This window comes from Chitinophaga sp. HK235 (assembly GCF_018255755.1).
In the GTDB taxonomy this organism is placed as follows: Bacteria; Bacteroidota; Bacteroidia; order Chitinophagales; family Chitinophagaceae; genus Chitinophaga.
On sequence record NZ_CP073766.1, the window covers coordinates 6,310,342 to 6,331,381 of the forward strand.

Annotated in this window: 13 protein-coding genes; 4 read left to right on the plus strand and 9 right to left on the minus strand. The window is 47.6% G+C overall.

Annotated features, from left to right (window positions below):
• The first annotated feature begins 28 nt into the window (after positions 1 to 28).
• Complete coding sequence (locus KD145_RS24000) at positions 29 to 1,576, plus strand: IS1182 family transposase (RefSeq protein WP_212000741.1); 1,548 nt, start codon at positions 29 to 31, stop codon at positions 1,574 to 1,576.
• A gap of 122 nt (positions 1,577 to 1,698) precedes the next feature.
• On the opposite strand, the gene KD145_RS24005 is transcribed toward KD145_RS24000, so the two are convergent.
• The 6 genes from KD145_RS24005 to lnt form a co-directional block, all read right to left on the minus strand.
• Positions 1,699 to 1,854 carry a hypothetical protein gene (locus tag KD145_RS24005; protein WP_212002351.1) on the minus strand — a complete coding sequence of 52 codons (156 nt, stop codon included), beginning with the start codon at positions 1,852 to 1,854 and terminating at the stop codon, positions 1,699 to 1,701.
• A 156-nt stretch (positions 1,855 to 2,010) separates the two neighbouring features.
• Complete coding sequence (locus KD145_RS24010; RefSeq protein WP_212002353.1) at positions 2,011 to 2,766, minus strand: SDR family NAD(P)-dependent oxidoreductase; 756 nt, start codon at positions 2,764 to 2,766, stop codon at positions 2,011 to 2,013.
• 101 nt (positions 2,767 to 2,867) lie between these two features.
• Positions 2,868 to 4,796 (minus strand): gliding motility-associated C-terminal domain-containing protein, encoded by a 1,929-nt coding sequence (locus tag KD145_RS24015; RefSeq protein ID WP_212002354.1) that lies wholly within the window; start codon positions 4,794 to 4,796, stop codon positions 2,868 to 2,870.
• Between the two features lie 152 nt (positions 4,797 to 4,948).
• Positions 4,949 to 7,597, minus strand: coding sequence for a PKD domain-containing protein (locus tag KD145_RS24020; protein WP_212002356.1), 2,649 nt, complete (start codon positions 7,595 to 7,597; stop codon positions 4,949 to 4,951).
• Between the two features lie 33 nt (positions 7,598 to 7,630).
• Positions 7,631 to 8,422 carry an alpha/beta fold hydrolase gene (locus tag KD145_RS24025; protein WP_212002358.1) on the minus strand — a complete coding sequence of 264 codons (792 nt, stop codon included), beginning with the start codon at positions 8,420 to 8,422 and terminating at the stop codon, positions 7,631 to 7,633.
• Complete coding sequence (gene lnt / locus KD145_RS24030; RefSeq protein ID WP_212002360.1) at positions 8,403 to 10,013, minus strand: apolipoprotein N-acyltransferase; 1,611 nt, start codon at positions 10,011 to 10,013, stop codon at positions 8,403 to 8,405. Before lnt ends, KD145_RS24025 begins: the two co-directional genes overlap by 20 nt.
• A 712-nt stretch (positions 10,014 to 10,725) precedes the next feature.
• Between lnt and KD145_RS24035 the strand changes: the two genes are divergently transcribed.
• Together KD145_RS24035 and KD145_RS24040 are read left to right on the plus strand one after the other, a co-directional pair.
• Positions 10,726 to 13,776, plus strand: coding sequence for a SusC/RagA family TonB-linked outer membrane protein (locus tag KD145_RS24035; RefSeq protein ID WP_212002362.1), 3,051 nt, complete (start codon positions 10,726 to 10,728; stop codon positions 13,774 to 13,776).
• 22 nt (positions 13,777 to 13,798) lie between these two features.
• Positions 13,799 to 15,199 carry a SusD/RagB family nutrient-binding outer membrane lipoprotein gene (locus KD145_RS24040; protein WP_212002364.1) on the plus strand — a complete coding sequence of 467 codons (1,401 nt, stop codon included), beginning with the start codon at positions 13,799 to 13,801 and terminating at the stop codon, positions 15,197 to 15,199.
• A gap of 70 nt (positions 15,200 to 15,269) precedes the next feature.
• Here KD145_RS24040 and guaB read toward each other — a convergent pair whose 3' ends face one another.
• Together guaB and dprA are read right to left on the minus strand one after the other, a co-directional pair.
• Positions 15,270 to 16,742: an IMP dehydrogenase gene (gene guaB / locus KD145_RS24045; protein WP_212002366.1), complete on the minus strand. Its 1,473-nt coding sequence runs from the start codon at positions 16,740 to 16,742 to the stop codon at positions 15,270 to 15,272.
• 132 nt (positions 16,743 to 16,874) lie between these two features.
• Positions 16,875 to 17,978: a DNA-processing protein DprA gene (gene dprA / locus KD145_RS24050; protein WP_212002368.1), complete on the minus strand. Its 1,104-nt coding sequence runs from the start codon at positions 17,976 to 17,978 to the stop codon at positions 16,875 to 16,877.
• 92 nt (positions 17,979 to 18,070) lie between these two features.
• Between dprA and KD145_RS24055 the strand changes: the two genes are divergently transcribed.
• Positions 18,071 to 18,892 (plus strand): 5'-nucleotidase, lipoprotein e(P4) family, encoded by an 822-nt coding sequence (locus KD145_RS24055; RefSeq protein ID WP_212002370.1) that lies wholly within the window; start codon positions 18,071 to 18,073, stop codon positions 18,890 to 18,892.
• Positions 18,893 to 18,971: 79 nt separating this feature from the next.
• Here KD145_RS24055 and KD145_RS24060 read toward each other — a convergent pair whose 3' ends face one another.
• On the minus strand, positions 18,972 to 20,861 hold the full coding sequence (locus tag KD145_RS24060; RefSeq protein ID WP_212002372.1) for an OmpA family protein: 1,890 nt from the start codon (positions 20,859 to 20,861) through the stop codon (positions 18,972 to 18,974).
• Positions 20,862 to 21,040 lie beyond the last annotated feature (179 nt).

The following is a 21,040-nucleotide window of genomic DNA, read 5'->3' on the forward strand; positions in this document are numbered from 1 at the left end:
CAAATGAGGTGTTTTTGGTTTTTATAGCATGCCCAAAGGAAAAACACTTTCAGTAGTCTTTAAAGCAAACCTACAACACCAGGCGATGCTTTTTCCACCCGAAATTGGAGATCTGATAGCAGAGAATCACCCAGTCCGTGTTGTGGATAATGTGATCGAAAAGATCGACATCACTTTATTATTAAAGCGGTATAAAGCAGGAGGGACGAGCAGTTATCATCCCCGAATGCTATTGAAAGTTCTTATTTACGCCTATATAAATAACATTTACAGCAGTCGTAAAATAGAAGAAGCACTAGGACAGAACATCCACTTTATGTGGGTAAGCGGAATGAGTAAACCTGATCATAATACTATCAATAGGTTCCGCGGCGAACGCCTACAAAAAGTATTACAGCCTATATTTACCCAAGTGGTCCTGCTGTTATGTGAAGAAGGCTTATTAAACATAAAAGAGTTATACACTGACGGGACAAAGATAGAAGCCCAGGCCAATCGCTATAGTTTTGTATGGGGCAATGGTATTAAGAATAGCAAAGAAAAAATAAAACAGCAGCTAAATGACTTGTGGAAATATGCCCAATCAGTGGCAGCTTCAGAGTTAGATGATGATACAGACCCATCTGGCTATGACAAAATAGACAGCGAAAAAGTCAGTAAAACAATAGCCGCTATCAATGAAGCCATCAAAGACAAACCAGTAGATAAGCAGATCAGACAAAAGCTGGGATATGCTCGCCGTAACTGGCCTACAGCCTTGGAGAAGTATGAAAAGCAAGAAGAAATCTTAGGTACAGACCGCAATAGTTATAGCAAAACCGATCCCTCTGCCACCTTTATGCGAATGAAAGAAGACCATATGGGGAATGGTCAGCTCAAACCAGCATATAATCTTCAAATAAGTACTAATAATCAATATATCGTCAATTACAGCCTCCATCAGCAGACTACAGACACTTCCACTTTAATTAATCACCTCCAACAGTATATAAATCAATATAAGCGTGTACCCAGCAATATTACAGCAGATGCAGGGTATGGTAGTGAACAGAACTATCAGTGGCTGGAAAACAAGCGGATCACAGCTTATGTAAAGCATACTTCCTTCGACCGAAATCAGCGCCAGTCAACTAAAGCAGCGGAAAAGTTCAAGGTTGAAAACTTACCCTACAATGCTGAAAAAGATTATTACATCTGCCCTGCTGGCCAGCGAATGCGCAGAAAAAGCATATTCCCCAAAACAAACAAAAACGGTTATGAACAAACGATAACTACGTATCAGGCTAGAACATGCGAGGGGTGTACATTACGGACGCAATGCCATAAACAACCAACAAATCGTGTCATAGAAGTAAATCATAATCTAAATCGCCTTAAATCTCTGGCTGACAAGCGATTAAAAACGAAAAAAGGTATACAGAAGCGCAAACAACGATGCTACGATGTGGAGCCTGTCTTCGCTAATATCAAGCATAACCATGGCTTTAAAAGATTTATGCTGAAAGGGTTGGATAAAATAACCACCGAAATAGGATTACTGGCCATGGCTCACAATCTTAGAAAGAAAACAGCATAAAATCGGACTAACCCTTCACTCCTAAAAATGAAAATCACAAAATCATTATAAAAATCTGGATATCAAACAAAGAAGCCGTCTCTTGTTTTGAGACGGCTTCTTTTCATTGTTAATTTCTTTGGTCAGCTATAGCTCCAGCTATAACCCTCACTCCAGTCTTTGCGCGAAGCCCAGCGGCCATAGTTGCCTTTGCGGGACTTGCCGAAATAAAGGCGCCAATATTCTTTCCACCTTGGATAGTACAGGCGCAATACGTACATAGTTAAGAATGTAAGCATAGGGATATGGTTTTCATTAAATGGATAGAGTCGGTTCTCGGCTTGTTTTAGTTTGATGACATTGGTATATATCTTTTACGCATAGGGATTGCAAAAGATATATAAGTGTTTTCAAATATAGAAAAATACACTTAACTATATACTCACATAAACGTGTTAATTTTTATCAATATAATAGGCATTGGCCTGTTGCAAAGGTGTTAGTACGAGGTCATTGATACAAACATGCGGAGGCAGGGTAGTGCAATAGTATACCACATCAGCCACATCTTTGGCACTCATGGGAATAAAGCCTTTGTATACATCTTTGGCTTTGTCTTCGTCGCCTTTGAAGCGTACCAGGGAGAACTCAGTTTCAGCGGCACCCGGGTGGATGGCGGTTACCTTTATCCGGTAGGGCAGCAGGTCTATGCGCATACCTTCGGAAATAGCATCTACAGCAGCTTTGGTGGCACAGTATACGTTGCCTTTGGCATATACGGTTTTGGCGGCGGTAGAGCCGATGTTGATAATATGGCCACGGGTACGGGAACGCATCCACGGAATCACGGTACGGGAAACATACAACAGCCCTTTGACGTTGGTGTCTATCATCGTATTCCAGTCTTCGGTGTCTCCTTCATCGATGGTGCTGAGGCCAGCTGCCAGTCCGGCGTTGTTGATCAGGATATCCACCGCTTTCCATTCTTCGGGGATGCTGTTCAGTGCTGCCTGTACGGCCTGTTCATCTCTGACATCAAAATTAAGGGCCAGCACATTGGCACCATACTCCTGAGAAAGTTGTGTTTTCAGTGTTTCCAGCCTTTCCTTGCGACGACCAGTGATGATCACGTCATGGCCTTTTGCTGCAAATATTTCTGCACATGCCTGGCCAAACCCTGCCGTAGCACCTGTAATAAGAACGATTCCCATAATAACATGATTGGTGGCCCTCCCTGTTGGTTGGTGCCTGTTGAAACAATACTGTAAAATTAGGATGATATCACCTAAAAAAAGGATACTTTTTCCATGAACTAACGGATGAGTGTAACAGTCCCCTTTTTGAAGATATCCTTACCGTTGAAGTCGGTGGCCTTCAGTATCCACAGATAAGTGTCTACAGGAGCCGGCATGCCTTTGTAGGTACCGTCCCATCCGCTTCTGAAATCTGTGGAGGAATAGATCTCCTGGCCCCAGCGGTTGTAAATCCGGAAAAACTGGTAATGAACAATGCCTACCGGTATAAAGCGGAAACGGTCATTCACGCCGTCGCCGTTAGGTGTAAAGGCATTGGGGATATACATTTCCGGGCCGGTGAAATACTTGACACTGATGCTATCATACCCAACACAACCCTGCAGATCGGATACCTTCAGTACATACGTGATGTCTTTATTATAATTAAGCACCGGACGGGCAATATGAGGATCGCTGAGTCCGTCGGGAGGCTGCCAGGTATAAATATCTCCGCCACTGCCCTGCATTACCATAGTTTGTCCTTTGGCCAGAATGGTGTCGTTGCCGGCGAAAGGTACCACTTCGTAAATACGCACGTTTTGTGTAACGGTTTTTTCACATTGTTTGTCGGTATGAAGGGTGAGCGTCACCGTATATACGTTCCCTTTAGGAAAGGTATACTGGACGCTGCGGTCCTGGCCTGGCAGCCTTACGCTGTCGGCAGTGCCGAAATTCCAGGTACGGCTGGTGATTTGGCCGTATAGGTAGGAGGAGGTGTCATTGAAACTAATGGGGTCTTCCTTGCAGAAACCGGCAGTGGTAAAACCGGCTTTCAACCCGGGATAGTTGTGTACTTCTCCGTTGATGCTGTCCCGGCAGACGAGATGGGGATTGACCACCAGTTTTACTTTATAGATGCCGGTATCCGGGTATTGATGGTAGAAGAGGGTCTTGCTGTCTGTGAGCGTATCTGTTCCGTCACCGAAGGTCCAGTAGTAGGTGGAACTATACCCTGAATTACTGTAGTTGGGTATGGCTACCTTTAATTCCGGTGTTTCCGAGCAATTGTTGAGTACGGAAGGGAATTTGGCGGCTATTTTGGTGGTGCAGTCAAATACGGTGAGCAGAATATCTTTGCTATGTATACCGAGGAATCGTTTGGTGGTCCGGTCGTATTCATACACGCATACTGTGATCACATATTTGCCTGGTTTGTTTGGTGTACAGGTGATCATCCCTTTATTATCGATAGAGATGCCCGGACTTCCGCCCATGGGATTAGTGCCCGAGTAAGGGGAAATGTAGCGTACTGTGGAATTATACGGAGGAGGAGTGGTGGAATTGATATCATTGTTGGCAGTACCATCCGTGAGGGCACTGCAAAGGCTATAGGTCAAACTATCCCCGTCTTCATCAAATGCGGCATAATCTATTTTAAAGGGCATACTATTGCAGATAACGATGGCGGTGTCTTTATTGAAATAAGCACTGTTATTGTAAGGTCTTGATTCAGCACCGGGAATGATGGTGTAGTAGGTAGACCCTTCATGTTCTGAATCATAGATATTGGCCAGTTTCTCTCCGCGGCAACAACGTTGTGAGGCTACATAATAGCCGCCGAAGACAGGTGCCAGATCGATGGTGGCGGTATAAAAGGCTACTTCCAGGTGTTGGGCCTGTGGTGCAAGGCAGGGGTTTTTCAAGGTGTCTATGAGTGGCATAACCTGACTCATGTAGAGATATATGGAAGACAATACTTTGGTGCCATTGGCCGTATATACGTTGGCCACTACCGGGTTTTCGAACTTGTCGATACAACCTTGACGGTCGCCACAGGTGAAGTCTGCGTCGCGGTATAGCTTGAGGGTGATGAGATAACGGTAGCGGGTATTATCTCCATTCATGCCTATCGTCTTATAATATATTTCGCCACCAATGATGTGGTATCCAGCTGCGATGAGGTTAAACAAACAGCAGCTAATAACCAGTAGTAAGACTCGCTTCATGATTGGGGTACTGCTCTCTGAATTTAACAAAAAAAGAGCAGACCCGGTTCAGTCGGGACCAGTATTATTTGCAGGAACAGCAGGGTGTTTCAGGTGAGGGGTTTATATGCAAATAAATATCGGCATACTTAAATCTTTACATTTCAGAACCTTTAACGGATAAGTGTTACCGTGCCTTTACGAAGCACTGTTTTATTGTTGATGTCCAGGCCTTGTACTACCCAAACATAAGCGCCTATGGGAGCGGGTTGACCGTTTACTGTGCCATCCCATCCTTTCAGATAGGCGGTATTGTCGTACATCAGTTTTCCCCAGCGGTCATATACCCGGAAGAAGTCCAGTTTCACCATGCCTACCGGCAAGGGACGGAAAACATCATTGAGACCATCACCATTGGGGGAGAAGGCATTCGGGATATAGATTTCCGGACCTATGATAAAGCGCACAAAGATATCGTCTTTGCCACTACAGCCTTCCTGCGTATAGGCGGTAACGGTATAGGTGACGTCGCGGTTGATAGTGGTGACAGGATTGTCAATATTGGGATTGTTCAACCCATTGACAGGAGACCAGGTATACCTCACACCGCCGGTGGCATGCAGTTGAAATGGCTGGTTGAGCATCACGATGGTATCATTGCCCGCAAAAGCAGGAACCGGTGGCACTACTTTTACCAATACGCTGGCAGTAACCGGTTTGGGGCATCCGAGTGTATCCGTTACCGTTACTGTGAAACGGGTAGTGTCTTTGGGGCGGCCTATGGTAATGGCTTTGGTGAAACTGTCCACATAATAGGAAGGTGACCAGCGGTAATAAGCGCCGCCAGTGGCCCGCAGGGTGACCGGTACACCGAAGCAAACCGTAGTGTCGGGGGCAGCCGTCGGTTTGGGTGGATCTACCACTTTGAGGGTAACGGTATCGGCTGAATGACATTTTCCCAGGCTGACCATTATTTCATAGGTCTGACCGGGCGGATCGGGTGTTACGAATGCATCGCCCAGATCACTGACTACCTGATTGTTGCCCAGGTTGGTCCAGCGGTAACTGTAAGCACCATCTGTTTTTACACTAAGGTGTATTTTATCACCGGTGCAGACTGTGCTGTCTGGCTGGGTGTGAATATACAGGGAGTCGCGGACGTCTATGTGTATCTTTTTATCGTTGGTACATCCCTGCAGGTCGGTAAAGGTAACCGTGTATGTAGTGTCTTTCGCAGGAAAGACAATAGGGTCTGGACTGTTGGGGTTTAGTATTTTGTAGTCGGAAGGCGCCCATTTATAGGATCCCGGCTGAGCGTTGGCAGTCCACATCTGCAGACTATCTTTAAAACAGAGCAGGGTATCACCTGTGGCGCTGAAAGGAGGCCGGTCGTAGATAGTGAGCGGATGGGTAATATTTTTTTCGCAGCCTACGGTGGAGTGCAGAAAGAGCCGAACATTATAGGTGCCTGGCTGCCGGTATTGATACTGCGGGGATCTGGCGTTGGATGTATCTGCAGCCACGCCGGTCCCGAAGTCCCATTTGTAGTAGTCTATGGTACCTCTGTCTACCCGGGTGACATCAGGTGAGAAAGCAGTAGCTTTTTCGATACACATACCTGCTACTGAAAAATCAGGGTCAAATTTCGGATAGGCGTACACGGTAGCGAAGGCGCTGTCGCCACAGTTGCTGTTTTTGTCCACATACAGTTTTACATGATAAGTGCCTTCTTTGGCATAAGTATGTGGTAGTGGATCGGTGGTGTTCACGGTAGCGGTGGTACCATCACCAAAATCCCAGTAGTATGGTTTGCCGAGGGTACTGTTGTTGAGAAAAGTGATCGTCAGGCTGCTGCAGTCGGCATATTTATCCGGCATGGCGGCGGTCACTTGTTTTACACAGGTGGTCACGTTGATGTGGAAATCTTTTCGCAGGGTGCCTATCTTCTTGTTGTTACGATATTCATTTACACAAACGGTCACTACATATTTGCCTGCAGCCGGGGCTACACCGGAGATAATACCTGTTTTGGGATCAATCTTAACATTGGGTCCCAGGGGCGATCCTCCGGAGAAAGGAGCGTAATATTGTACGAAGTTATAAGGTGGGGCAGCGGCAGCCGGTGGGATACCACCTTGTGGAGTAAGCTGACCGCCTTTGTAGGCGTCGCAGAATTCGTACACCAGCTCGTCGCCATCAGGGTCAGAGGCAGAGAAATCGTAGGTGAATTTTTTATCTGCGCATACCAGCGTGGCTTCTTCCTTGTTAAATTCCGGGCTGGAATTTTTGACAACACCGTTGGCATCTACTGCGCCGCTGTTGGTACCCGGGATCTCTGCAAAATAGGTGGCGCCGGTACCCCGGTCTCCGGGGTTGCCGGGAATGGGATCAGATATAATATTCACCATAAAGGGATCGCGGCAGCAACTCTGGAAAGCAATCGTGTATCCGTCAGCGTTATTAGAAAGGGTGATCTCTGTTTCAAAGGTACCTACCTGAAAACATACCGGCGGCGGGTTGACAATACAGGGATCCACCTGGGGGAGATTTTTGACTTCGAAGTCGGTGCGATCGATCCGGTATTGGGCTACGGGGCTGTTATCTGTTTTGTCGAAGGAGGCCAGGTAGATGGCGGTGGGCATTTCTGCGATCCGGTCGCCTCTTTCGCAGATGCGGTATAACTTCATGGTGACCAGGTAGGTATTCAACCTGCCGGTGGTCCTCACAAGTTTGTAATAGACCTGGCCGCCGATAATATGACTGGCATACGCCGGAAGGGCGTATATCATACATATCAGGAGAAGAATAAATTGTTTCTTCAAAGGGGGCTATTTTGGCTGTGATGATCAGTAATATCAATGCTGACAAAAATCCGCAAACTGACGCAGGATCACATTAGCAGCATCAAATACTTCCCACATGCCCATATGTCCCACTTCATCAAAAATATGAATACTGCTTACGCGAGGCAGCGTAATCTGCGGTAATATAACATCTGCCGGTACGGCGTTATCATCTTTTCCGATGACAAACAGTACGGGTATTGTTGCGTCTTTCAGAATGGCTGTCCGGTCAGGCCTTTGCATCATGGCCTCGTAATAGGCTATCATGGCCTGCTGAGGGCATTTCATCCCCATCTGCACATAAGCTTCCACACGGGCTGGCTGAACGGATTTAAAAGCGGGGCTGAACATATTGGGCAGTGTTTGCCGCACAAAGGTTTCAGCACCATATTCCTGCATGAGTTTGATAGACTTGCGGCGTGCTTCTCTTTTCTCTTCGCTATCGGCAGTGGCGGTGGAATGGAATAGTCCCAGTCCTTGTACCAGCTGCGGATATTTCTCTGTGAGGGCGAGCGCTACATATCCACCCATGGAGTGTCCTATGATAATAGCTTTGTCTATGCTTTCGGCTAACAGGATGGCATAGACGTAGTCTGCCATTGATTCCATTGTCAGCGGATCAGTCAGCGGAACGTCACTGGTACCGGGGAGCTCGGGGGTAATAATCCGGAAATGGTCTTTGAGATAGGCTTGTTGTATTTCCCATAAACTACCATTTTCCGAAAAACCGTGAATGAGCACTATTGCCGGGCCTTGCCCCTCGTCGTTGTACTGATGGGTTCCGTTATTGATTGTTTTCCGCATGTCTTAAGCCGGGAATAAATCGTGAAATAAAAGCATGTACGAGCAACAAGATACAAAATATTACTGCTCCTTTAGACACCAGATCCCCATTTCTTACATAGAACGTAATATCCTGTCTCGGTGTTACAGTCGCTTTGATAACTGCTTCCTGCCAGTAGGGCTGAGGTTGGGATACATTACCGGCAGGATCTATCACTGCAGAGGTGCCGGTATTGGCGCTTCTCAGCACCCAGCGTCTGGTTTCGATGGCGCGGAGGCGGGCATATTGCAGGTGTTGCCGGTGTCCTTCGGTATTGCCCCACCATCCATCATTGGTGATGATAGCCAACAGGTTGGCACCTGGTTTTACACCACCGGCCACATAATCGCTGAAAACGGATTCATAGCAGATAGTAGGGAATATGTTGATGCTGTCTGAAGGGCTGGCCAGCATCGTTGCACCCGGCGTACGGCCATAGCTGCCGGTAATGCCGCCGAAGTCGAGTGCCAGCGTTTTCATAAAGGAGATATACCGGACATAGGGGACCAGTTCCACACCAGGCACCAGTTCATATTTATGATAGATCTGTATGCTTTGTGAGGTATCTATCTGCAGGGCCGCATTAAACGGCTCCCAGTAGGTGCCGTCTTCCATCATGCGGGCGGTGGTGGGTATTTCGTCTGTACTGCGGTATTGTTTCATGGTCACAGCACCGGTTACCAGCCTGGCTTTGGGATAACGCTGCAACATTTGCCGGATAGCCTGAACCTCCGGTTGATAGTTGAGCTGATGCTCCCAGGCGCCGGTAGGGAAGAGCGCTGTCTCCGGCCATACAAAATAACGGGTATCGCTATCCGCTTTTTCTTCAGAGAGGCGGATAAATTTATGCAGTTGCTCTATGGCAGAACTGGCGCTGAATTTTTCATCGTAGGGGTCGATGTTGGGTTGTACGATCACCACACCGGTTTTGCGGTCGGGGTCGGGGGCCGGATGGATGAAGGCTGACAGCAACAGTGGAGCTGCTATTACCGCGGCGGGCTTCCATATCTCCCGGCGCAGCAGCTGTGCCCAGCTAAGATCGTATATGCGTGCCCGTTTCCATACCTGATAAATGGTGATGTTGGCCAGCAGCACCCACAGGGTGCCACCGCTGGCGCCGGTGATTTCATACCATTGTACCCATCCCGGCCGCATGGCAAAGGCGTTGCCCAGTACCAGCCAGGGCCAGCTCAGCTCCCAGGTCTGGTGTACCCATTCAAATGTCAGCCAGTATACAATCAGTGCAAAATAGGCCATGGTTTCGGGCAGGCGCCTGCGGCTGTTTTTATAGGCCAGCCAGGGAATGCTCATCAGTAGCGCATTAAAGCTGTTGGCAAATACGCCGCTCGCAGGTACCGGTGTATTACCCACCCACCAGGTAGTGGCAACGTTCCATATCAGTAACGAAAAAAAGATCCACCCGAAATACTTCCCGCGGTGGTGTATTTTTTCGGTGAGATATAACAGCGGAGTAAAGCCGATAAAGACCAGCGGTGTGAAAGGCATGGTGGGCCAGGCCAGCCACAGTAGCAAGGCGGTGAATATGCTGAGAAAAAAAGCGGATAATTTCATGATCTGATATAAACGAAACAGCAGCGAAGATAAGGAATGCACCCACGCTATTTTAAGTAGATTTTAATGATTTAATCCAATATTAAAACAGACATTTAATACAACAGTACAAGATAAATATATAATTAAAAATCATATATGAGCCATCTTGAAAAGTTTAACAATTTTTTCATAATTTGGACACTCATTGATACATAAAGGGCTGTCACATAAATAGTATGTAATTCCCGGATCGCGCTATAGAAAAGTCAACTTGAAGAGCCACTGAAGAACGATGAAAAAAAGCAGCTGGAAGACGCAGCTGATCAACCGAAGAAACACTTGTTAGGAGCAATGAGAAAAACGCAGGCTGAGCGTTTTTGTTTATCAGCCGGATTTTAAAATTACTCGTGAAGAAAGTGGTTTTACCACAACGGTTATGGGAAGTATTACACTTTCTTAAAAAAGGTTTTTGCATCATCTAAATCTAAAAACGCATCATCTAAATCTAAAAGCTAGACAACGACCATTTATCTGAACAATTAAGCCACCGCTTAACAACAATCATCTTTCCCGGATCATTACTGCCGCCAACTGGAAGTATATCCCGGATCAGGAATTTATTGCCTGTTAAATCCTTTTAGCCTGTGTAACGCTGACGTATACACGGAGAAGGGAGCGGCATGCCATTCCCGGAGGTATCAGAAATCATCTATCAAAATCTAATTTGCTCATGAAGAAAGGATTAATCCTTTGGCTGTTCGTGGCCTTCAGTATGCTACACGCTTATGCCCAAACACGAACTATTACAGGTAAAGTAACCGACGCCAGAGATGGTACGTCTTTACCAGGGGTGAACATTGTTATCAAAGGTTCTTCCAAAGGCACCATATCCGGTGCCGACGGTGCTTTTAAGCTGGAAGCACCATCAGGAGCCACTCTCCTGTTTTCCTTTGTAGGATATGCCAACCAGACAGTCACCACAGATGCCAGCGGTACCCCGCTTGTTATTAAACTGCAGGGAAGCAACCAGTCACTCAACGAACTGGTGGTAACTGCATTGGGTATTAAAAGAGACAAACGTACACTCACTTATGCCACCCAGGAAGTGAAAGGCGCCTCCATCGTGGAAGCCAAACAAAACAACCTGGTCAACGCATTGTCCGGTAAAGTAGCTGGTGTACAAATCACCAACTCCAGCGGTATGCCCGGCAGCTCCGCCAGGATCGTGATCCGCGGCAACAGCTCCCTCACCGGCGAAAACCAGGCACTCATGGTCATCGATGGTATCCCCATGGATAACCAGGAAGCCGGTAACCCGGATGGATCCCTCAGTGGTGGCGGTACTTCCAACCGCGCTGCTGACATCGATCCCAACATCATCGAAAGTATCAACGTATTGAAAGGTGCAGCTGCTACAGCCCTGTACGGATCTGCCGCTGCCAAAGGTGCTGTGATCATCACCACCAAAAACGGTATGGGCGCCAAATCCGGCAGACCTACTGTGTCAGTAAGTTCCAGCTACTCCTTCGAAAACCCCATCCTGCCTCAGTTTCAGGATAAATATGCACAGGGTACCGGTGGTAAATATGTAGATGGTAATAATGGTAAACAGGGCTCTGCCTCCTGGGGACCACTCATGGATACGCTGAAAGTAAACGGGGTACCCGTTCCTAAAAGAAACAACCAGAAAGACTTCTTCAAAACAGGACATACTAAAGATAACAACGTGTCTGTCAGCGGTTATACCGATAGGTCCAACTACCTCGTGTCTTATTCTTATGTAAAGACCGATGGTACCATGCCTAACACTGACTATTCCCGTCACTCCCTGTTTGCCAAATACAGTGTGGAACTCACTAAAAATCTGCGTCTCACCACCCAGTTCAACTATATCAACTCAGACAACCACCGCCTCCTGGAAGGTAACAGCCTCGCCAGCCCGCTGTGGACCGTTTACGCTGCACCCATCTCCTGGAATCCTTTCCCTACCACCAAACCGGATGGAACCCAGCAGGTATACCGCGCTGCCCGTAACAACCCTTACTGGCTCGTAGACAATACCGGACTGCGCGATCGTACCAACCGCATCATTCCGGTGATCAACCTGTCTTACTCCCCGCTCTCCTGGCTCACCATTACCGAAAGATTCGGCGCCGACATGTATGTCAACAATACCGACTATCATGAAAACGTTGGTATCATCGGCTCTAAATCCGTAGATGGCAGACTGTATAAAAGAGATATACAATACCAGCAGTTCAACCATGACCTGATCATACAGGCCAGAAAAACCTTTGGCGACTGGACCACAGACGTGATCGTAGGTAATAACATCCTCTCCAACTACAACAATAATAACTATGTGGAAGGTGTAGGCTTGTCCGTTCCCGGCTTATATAATATCTCCAATGCGAGCAATGTCACTTCTTCCTACTATCTCTATAAAAACAGAAAAGTGGGTTTCTATGCCCAGGCCAACGTGGAATGGAAAAAAATGCTCACACTGGCTATGACCGGCCGTTACGACGGAACTTCCGTACTGTCTAAAGACAAACAGTTCTATCCATACGGATCTATAAGCGGTGGCTTTATCTTCACAGAACCACTGGGCCTCGCTTCCAGCAAAATATTCAACTTCGGTAAACTGAGATTGTCTTATTCTGCAGTAGGTAACGACAACGTAGGTCCTTACATGCTCACCACCCCATACGTAAAAGCTTCTGTGGGCAATGTCAACTTCCCCTTTGGTGGACAGAACGGTTATCTGCAGTCAACTACTTATGCTTATCCGCTCAAAAACGAAAGCGTGAAAGAGTTTGAAGTTGGTCTGGAAACCAAATTCTTCCAGAACAGGGCCGGCCTGGAAGTGAGCTACTTCGATAAAAAGAGCCAGGACCTGCTCACCACCAGCACCCCGATTTCCGGTGCTACCGGTTACTCCGCCGCCAGCCTCAATGCCGGTGATATGCGTAACAAAGGTGTGGAAGTGGTGCTGAACATCACACCGATCAAAACCAAAAACATAACATGGGATATCGGTGTCAACTATACGAAAATCGATAACAAGGTTACCCGTCTGGCACCTGGTCTGAACAGCATTTTCCTGGCCGGTTTCACTACACCAGGTATCTATGCTTTTGCCGGACAGCCTTATGGTGTGATCATGGGTTCTCACTTCAAACGTAATGATGCAGGTCAGCTGCTGCTGGGCGACGACGGTTACCCGCAACTGGCTGATAATACCGCTCCTATTGGTTATGTAACACCAAAATGGCTGGGCGGTATCACCAGTACCTTCACCTGGAAAGCACTGACTTTCTCCTTTGTACTGGACCACAAACATGGTGGAGACATCCTCAACCTCGACAACCACTATCTGCTTTTCTATGGTACGCCTAAGGTTACCGAAAACCGTGGTACTACCACTGTATTCCCTGGTATCATAGAAAGTACCGGAAAACAGAATACTACTCCGGTAGCACTGACACAGAGCTATTACACCAATCTCTATTCTTCTGTGGATGAAAGTTCCATCGAAGACGGCTCTTTCCTGAAATTAAGACAGGTATCCCTGTCCTATAATTTCGGTGCATTCCTGAAAGGAACACCTTTTAAATCACTGGCGCTGAATGTTACCGGCACCAACTTCATCCTGCATAAAAACTATACCGGTTCAGATCCTGAAGTAAGTCTTAATGGTAGTGGTAACGGACAAGGTTTTGCCAATTTTATGGCACCATCCAACCATACCGTGATCATCGGCTTAAAAGCAACCTTTTAGTAGTATTAAAAAGTAAATTATCATGAGAAGATTACATATAGCCACCATATTTTTAAGCACTGTGCTGTTGGGTAGCGGCTGTAAAAAATACCTGGACGTCAACGATGATCCCAACAACCCGATGCAGGTATCAGAGAAACTGATCCTGCCACCTGTAGAGGTGACCACCTCCACACAGGTAGTAGGAGGCTTTAATGGTACCAATGCTGCTTACTGGATGCAGCAGCTATCGCTCAACCAGCCTTCACCGGGTGAAGAAACCTATCGTATTTTTCCGGTGGATGTGGACAATACCTGGACTTTTTATATTTATCCCAATATCCTCAACAACCTGCGGCTGATGATGCAGCAGGCGAAAGCCGCCGGGCACAATGAATACATGGCCATCGGTAAAACATTGTATGCCTACAACCTGGCTATCGCTACCGATTTATGGAACAATGTGCCATATAGCGAAGCGATGAAGCTGCCTGCCATCTCCCGTCCTAAATATGACAGCCAGGAGTCTGTTTATCAGCAGCTGCAGGTCATGCTGGACAGTGCTATTTATTACGCCAGCCAGCCTAAAAGCGCAGTGGCTCCCGGTTCAGATGATTATATCTATCAGGGCAGCATGGACAAATGGAAAAAACTGGCCTACATGCTGAAAGCCCGGTACTATCTGCGGCTCACCAAAGCACCTGGTCGCACTGCTTCGCTGCAGGCCGACAGTGCTTTGACAGCCATTGCCAATGCATTTGCAGATAACAGCGACAACGCAACTATGGCGTATCCTGGTACTGCACAGGCAGAAAGTCCCTGGTTTAAGAATACAGAACCCGGCGCCGGTGGAGTAGTGATGTCTAAAACTTTCATAGACTTCCTGCAGGGCAACAGCGATCCCAGACTGCCCATCATCGCTACAAAAGATGCTGATGGCGGTTATAGCGGCCGTGTACCTGGTGCCACTCCTCTTCCTGATCCGACTGTTTTATCACTGGTGAATTCTTTCTATGCAAATGCTGCTTCTCCGCTGTTTCTCGCTACTTATAGTGAAGCACTGTTTATCAAAGCAGAAGCTACTTTCATTAAATCTGGTGCCACTGCTGCCACGCCTGTTTTCCAGGCTGCCATCCAGGCGCATATGGATATGTTGAAAGTCGCTCCGGCAGCTGCACAGGCCTATATCAACAGTAGGCCGGTACTCACCGCAGCCAACGCATTGCAACAGATCATTTATGAAAAATATGTGGCCAACTTCCTGTCTATTGAAACCTACAATGACTGGAGACGTACCGGCTTCCCGCAGTTACAGCTGCCACAGAATGCATTTGTAAACTACATCCCCAGAAGATGGCCTTATCCTTCCAATGAAGTACTGGCCAATCCTCAGCCCGATCAGAGCGCTACCACCGCAGATCGTGTATGGTGGGATACCAAATAATGAAGGCGGTATAAAAAGAAAAACCGTTTGGCAGGATGCCAAACGGTTTTTCTTTTATTGTATACAACGATTATCTGCTGTAGTTGGGAGCTTCTTTGGTGATCACCACATCGTGCGGGTGGTTTTCTTTCACAGTGGCAGCGGTGATTTTCACGAACTGCGCACCTTGCAAAGTTTTTACGTCTTTGGAGCCGGTGAGGCCCATACCAGCACGCAGGCCACCTACAAATTGCTGGATCACTTCAGACAGGTAACCTTTGTAAGGTACACGTCCTACGATACCTTCCGGTACCAGCTTTTTGATATCATCTTCATCCTGGAAGTAACGGTCTTTACTACCTTCCTGCATGGCTTCGATAGAGCCCATGCCACGGTAGGATTTAAATTTACGGCCTTCGTAGATGATGGTTTCTCCGGGGCTTTCTTCTACGCCGGCGAAAATAGAACCAGCCATGATAGCGGATGCGCCGGCAGCCAGTGCTTTTACCATATCACCGGTGTAACGGATACCACCATCTGCAATGACAGGAATACCCAGTTTTTTCAGGGCTTCAGCTGCGTCCAGAACAGCAGACAGCTGAGGGAAACCAGCACCGGTTACGATACGGGTAGTACAGATAGAACCTGGTCCCACACCTACTTTTACAGCGTCGGCGCCTGCCTGTGCCAGTGCCAGCGCACCTTCGGCGGTAGCTACGTTACCGGCGATCACCTGCAGTTTAGGGAAGGTTTTCTTTAATTTTTTCAGTGTATTGATCACCGCGATAGAGTGACCATGAGAGCTGTCCAGACAAACTACGTCAACTCCTACATTGATAAGCGCCTGGGCACGGTCCAGTACATCAGGGGTAATACCCAGTGCAGCACCTACCAGCAAACGGCCAAACTCATCTTTAACAGCGTTGGGATAGCTGGTCAGCTGAAGAATATCACGGTAAGTGATCAGCCCTACCAGTTTGCCCTGTTTGTTAACAACCGGCAGCTTCTCAATTTTATATTGCTGGAGGATTTTCTCCGCCTTTTTAAGGTCGGTGCCTTCCGGCGCAGTGATCAGCTTTTCGCTGGTCATTACTTCAGAAACGAGGCGTTTCTTGTTTTTCTCAAAACGGAGATCTCTGTTGGTGAGAATACCAACCAGCTTGTTGCCGTCGTCGATAATAGGAATACCACCGATGCCGTTTTCTTTCATGAGTTTCAGTGCATGTCCGATGGTAGCGTCTGGCTTCAGCGTAACAGGGTCCATGATCAGACCGCTTTCACTACGCTTCACCCTTCTTACCATTTCGGCTTGCCTTTCAATGCTCATGTTTTTGTGGAGAATACCTATACCGCCTTCTCTCGCCAGCGCAATAGCCAGGTTGGCCTCTGTAACAGTGTCCATAGCGGCTGATACCATTGGCATGTTCAGGCGGATGGTTTTTGTCAGTTGCGTTGAGATATTTACGTCTTTCGGATGTATTTCGCTGTAGGCCGGCACAAGGAGAACATCGTCAAATGTAAGTCCGTCAGCTACAAATTTGGGTTTAGATTTTCCCGCAGGCATGATGCAATTATTAATCAGTTATAAAAATAATTGCACGCAAATGTAGCTCTATTTTGCCAATAAATAAAATATTCACCAACGGATGACACCGTATTCTCTGTTAATATTACGTTATTACCCATTGTTCATAACTCATTGCACTAGCTCGTAACGCTGTCCGGGCAAGCTTTTGAGCAAACTTTGCATTTCCAGGCTAAACACTGCTGTCGCCACCTGGCTGCCCGAAAGACCGGTATGCAGATACAACTCCTCCAGGTGCCGCTGTGACTTATCCTGAAACAGTTGCAGTATCTGCTGTTCATTGTCTGATAATTGTAAAAACAATTCCCGTTGTAGCGGAGCAGCCCGCCTGACGCTGTTTTCCCAGCCCATCATCTTCAGTATATCGGTGGCTCCTGTGATCAGCATGGCTTTATTGTTTTTTATAAGATGATTACAGCCTGCTGCATGCGGATCGTCTACCTGCCCCGGAATACAGAACACATCCCGGTTGTAGCCTGCCGCCAGGTCTGCCGTAATCAGTGAACCACCCTGAAGTCCGCTCTCCACCACAATAGTAGCATCGCAGAGGCCAGCCACAATACGGTTACGTTTTGGGAAGTTCTGTTTGTCGGGCAGTTGCCCGCTCATAAAGTCGGTTAACAGTCCGCCTTGCTCTATCATGGCTGTAGCTGTTTGTTTATGCGCTGCGGGGTAGATACGGTCCAGCCCATGTGCCAGCACCCCGATAGTGGGTATACCCGCCTGCAAAGCCGTTTGATGGGCCAGTATATCAATACCATAGGCAAGACCGCTGACCAGCGTTACCTGCGCTGCCGCCAGCTCTTCGGTCAGTTGCCGGCATATCTTTTTACCATAAGCCGAAGGTCGTCTTGTACCCACTACGCTGACGATACGTCCCGCATTCAGGGATGCGCTGCCTTTATAATACAACATGACAGGACCATCATAACAATGATGCAGCCGCTGTGGATAATCAGGGTCTGTACAGAACAATGGCCGTATCCGGTATTTCTCTATAAAAATCATCTCTTTCTCCACTGCATCAAAATCCCTGAAACAGCGGATGGCATTGGCTCTCACACTGCCTACCGTTTCTATGCGTTCCAGCTCCTGTTTTTTAGCCTTGAAAATATTACCGGCGGTACCGAAAGTCTCCAGCAGCTTACGGATAATCACATCGCCAATTAAAGGAATACGGGTTAATGCAATCTGGTACATCAATTCCTGGGGCATAACAAACATATTTCCATTTAAATTACGATTTTCCATCAGCACTTATGTTGGCAGAAGAGATTATTTTTGCGCGTCAAACAACAGCAAATTTTATGATGATGAAAAGGGTATGGGCTGGCGCATTGCTACTGGGAATGCTGGCCTGCAAAACAACAAAGCCGGTACAAACATCCGCAACAACACAAACAACCTCTTCTACTCAACTGATACCTTACGGCCAGGCCTGGGCCGCCCTCTGGCAACAACAATCCGGTGAGTACAAGGCGCTCTGCCTGCAAGCCTATCAGCTGGCAGCCTGGCGCCTCGATCAATACCTGGTGCAACCACATGATAAACCACTGGCCGTTGTTACAGATATCGATGAAACCGTGCTGGACAACAGTCCTTACTCTGTACATCAGGCCCTCGAAGGCAAAGGATATGATGAAAAAAGCTGGATGGAATGGACTGCTAAGGCGATCGCGGACACCGTGCCCGGTGCCCCTTCCTTCTTTAAATATGCAGCCTCCAAAGGCGTAAAAGTATTTTATATCACCAACAGGCTGGAAGCAGAAAGAGCTGCCACCCTTAAAAATCTGCAGCGCTACGGTTTTCCGGATGCCGATGATCAGCATCTGTTGCTCAAAACAGCAGGTTCGGGCAAGGAACCCCGCCGCCAGCAAGTGTTACAGCAATATGATATTGTACTCCTGTTTGGGGATAATCTCAGTGATTTCGCTGAACGCTTCGATAAAAAACCTTACAACGAAAGAAATGCAGAAGCCCTGAAGTCCGCATCCAGCTTCGGAAGCCGCTTTATTGTGCTGCCCAATCCGATGTATGGTGACTGGGAAGGTGCTTTGTACAACTTCCAGTACAAACTCACGCCTCAGCAAAAAGACAGCGTGATGAAAACACGATTGAAAAATTACTAAGCATAATTATGTTTTAAAATGCAAAAGGAGCGAAGATCAACGGGTCTTCGCTCCTTTTGTGTTTTGTAAGAATATTGTGTTAGTTGATGCTGACGATGCGGAATACGGTTCTCCTGTTGGCAGCACGGCCTTCTTCGGTATCATTGGTCGCGATAGGCTGCGATTCACCATAACCTTTGAAAGTAAGCCGGCTGATGTTGATACCTTTATCAGTCAGGTATTTAACGACTGCCCTGGCTCTGTTGGCAGACAGTACCAGGTTGTCTTTATCGCTGCCCACATTATCGGTATGCCCTGCAATTTCAATTTTGACGGAAGGGTTGTCCTGCAGGAGTTTCACGAGCTTATCCAGTTCGGTGACGGATGCCGGTTCAAGGCTATATTGTTTGCTCTGGAAGAAGATATTATGCAGGATGATACTGGCATTGGCGGCCAATGGTTGTAGCGGGATATTCTTTTCAAAAGGTACGCCCGGATGATGATCTTTCAGGGAGAAGTTGTCTGAATAAAAGAGATATCCTTTTTTATTGACGTGGAAGGCATAATCCTTGCCTACGGGCAGGGGAGCGAGGAAGTCGCCGTTTTCATCCGTTTTTACGGCTGCTATCGGGTAACCGCCCTGCAGGTCGATCACGTCTATATTAGCGGTGAGTCTTTCATGGGTGGTGGTGTCGTACACAAAACCTTTCACGTAAAGTGTTTGTAGTGGCCTGGCTTCGGGGTACAGCTCAAAACTGTAGATATCGAGGCCGCCGCGGGTATCGGAGCGGTCGGAAGCGAAGTAGGCTGTTTTACCGTTGGCTTCCACTACGAGGGAGGCATCTTCATCAATGGTGTTGATGGGATAGCCCAGGTTGATAGCTGGTCCCCAGCTGCCATCAGGCTGACGGCGGGAATAGAAGATGTCCAGGCCGCCATATCCGGGGTGTCCGTTGGAGGCAAAGTAAAGTGTCTGGCCGTCGGCATGGATGAAGGGAGTGGTTTCCCTGCCGCTGGTGTTGATGTTGGGACCCAGTCGTTCAGGCACGCTCCAGCGGCCGTTTTCCAGGCGGTGGCTGGTAAAGATGTCGGCACCGTTGTCGGATGTTTCCCGGGCAAAATAAAGCGTTTGTTTATCGGCTGAGAGGCTGGGCTGTGATTCCCAGTCGCGGGTATTGATGGGAGCACCTATATTTTGAGGGGCGCTCCATCCATTAGGTGTTTTTATGGAATAGTAGATATCACAGCTGCCTTTGCCTTCGGGGAATTCGCATCCGGTGAAAACGAGCATGGTGCCATCCTGGGAGATGTTCTGAGCGCCTTCGTTGAAGGAGCTGTTAACAGGTTCTCCCATGTTCTGTGCGGGCTGCCAGCCGTTGGCATCACGGTGCGTGATATAAAAGTCTTCGTTGCGACCGTTCACACGGCGGGTGTATATGAGTGTTTTACTATCTATGGTAAGAGATGGAAAATATTCCGGGTCTTTGCTGTTGATATGATCGCCGAGATTTTCAGGATGAAAGGGTACCTGTTGTTTCTGGCTGACAGCGAAAGTATAATTGGCTTTGAGTTTTTCTGCGTTGATATTTTTTGTTTTGGCATTGGCCAGGTATTGATTGATCAGCTGCAGGGCGCCCTGGAAGTCGCCGGTGCCGGCCAGTGCACGGGAATAGGGAACCATTACGGGGCGCAGCCCGCTGCTATCCAGCTGTTTCAGTTTTCCGAAAGTAGCTGAGGCGGCAGCATAGTCTTTCAGCTCTACATAACAAAGGCCCATCTGTCCATAGGCGTCTGTAAAGCCGGGTGCGGCTTTCAGCGCTTCCTGCAACAGGCCCACGGCCTCCTTGCTTTTGTATAGACGCACCGCTTCTATCGCTTTGTCAAAAATAGCTTTGGCTTTCTTAGGAGCTGTTTCGTAGGTGACTACCTGGGCCTGTAATTGCAGCCCGAGGAATAGTAAACAGCCGGATAATAACAAAGAAGGTTTCATGTAACGATGATTAATGCTGATATTGCTGATGCTCCTGATAAGCGGAGATATCAGCGATGACGAAGATAAATGATAAAAGTGAACGATGATGAGCGTGATGAATACTGATGATCCTGATGAGCAAAAAGAATAAAGCGAAGAAGCTACTGATCTGAACCAGTAGCTTCTTCGCTTTATTC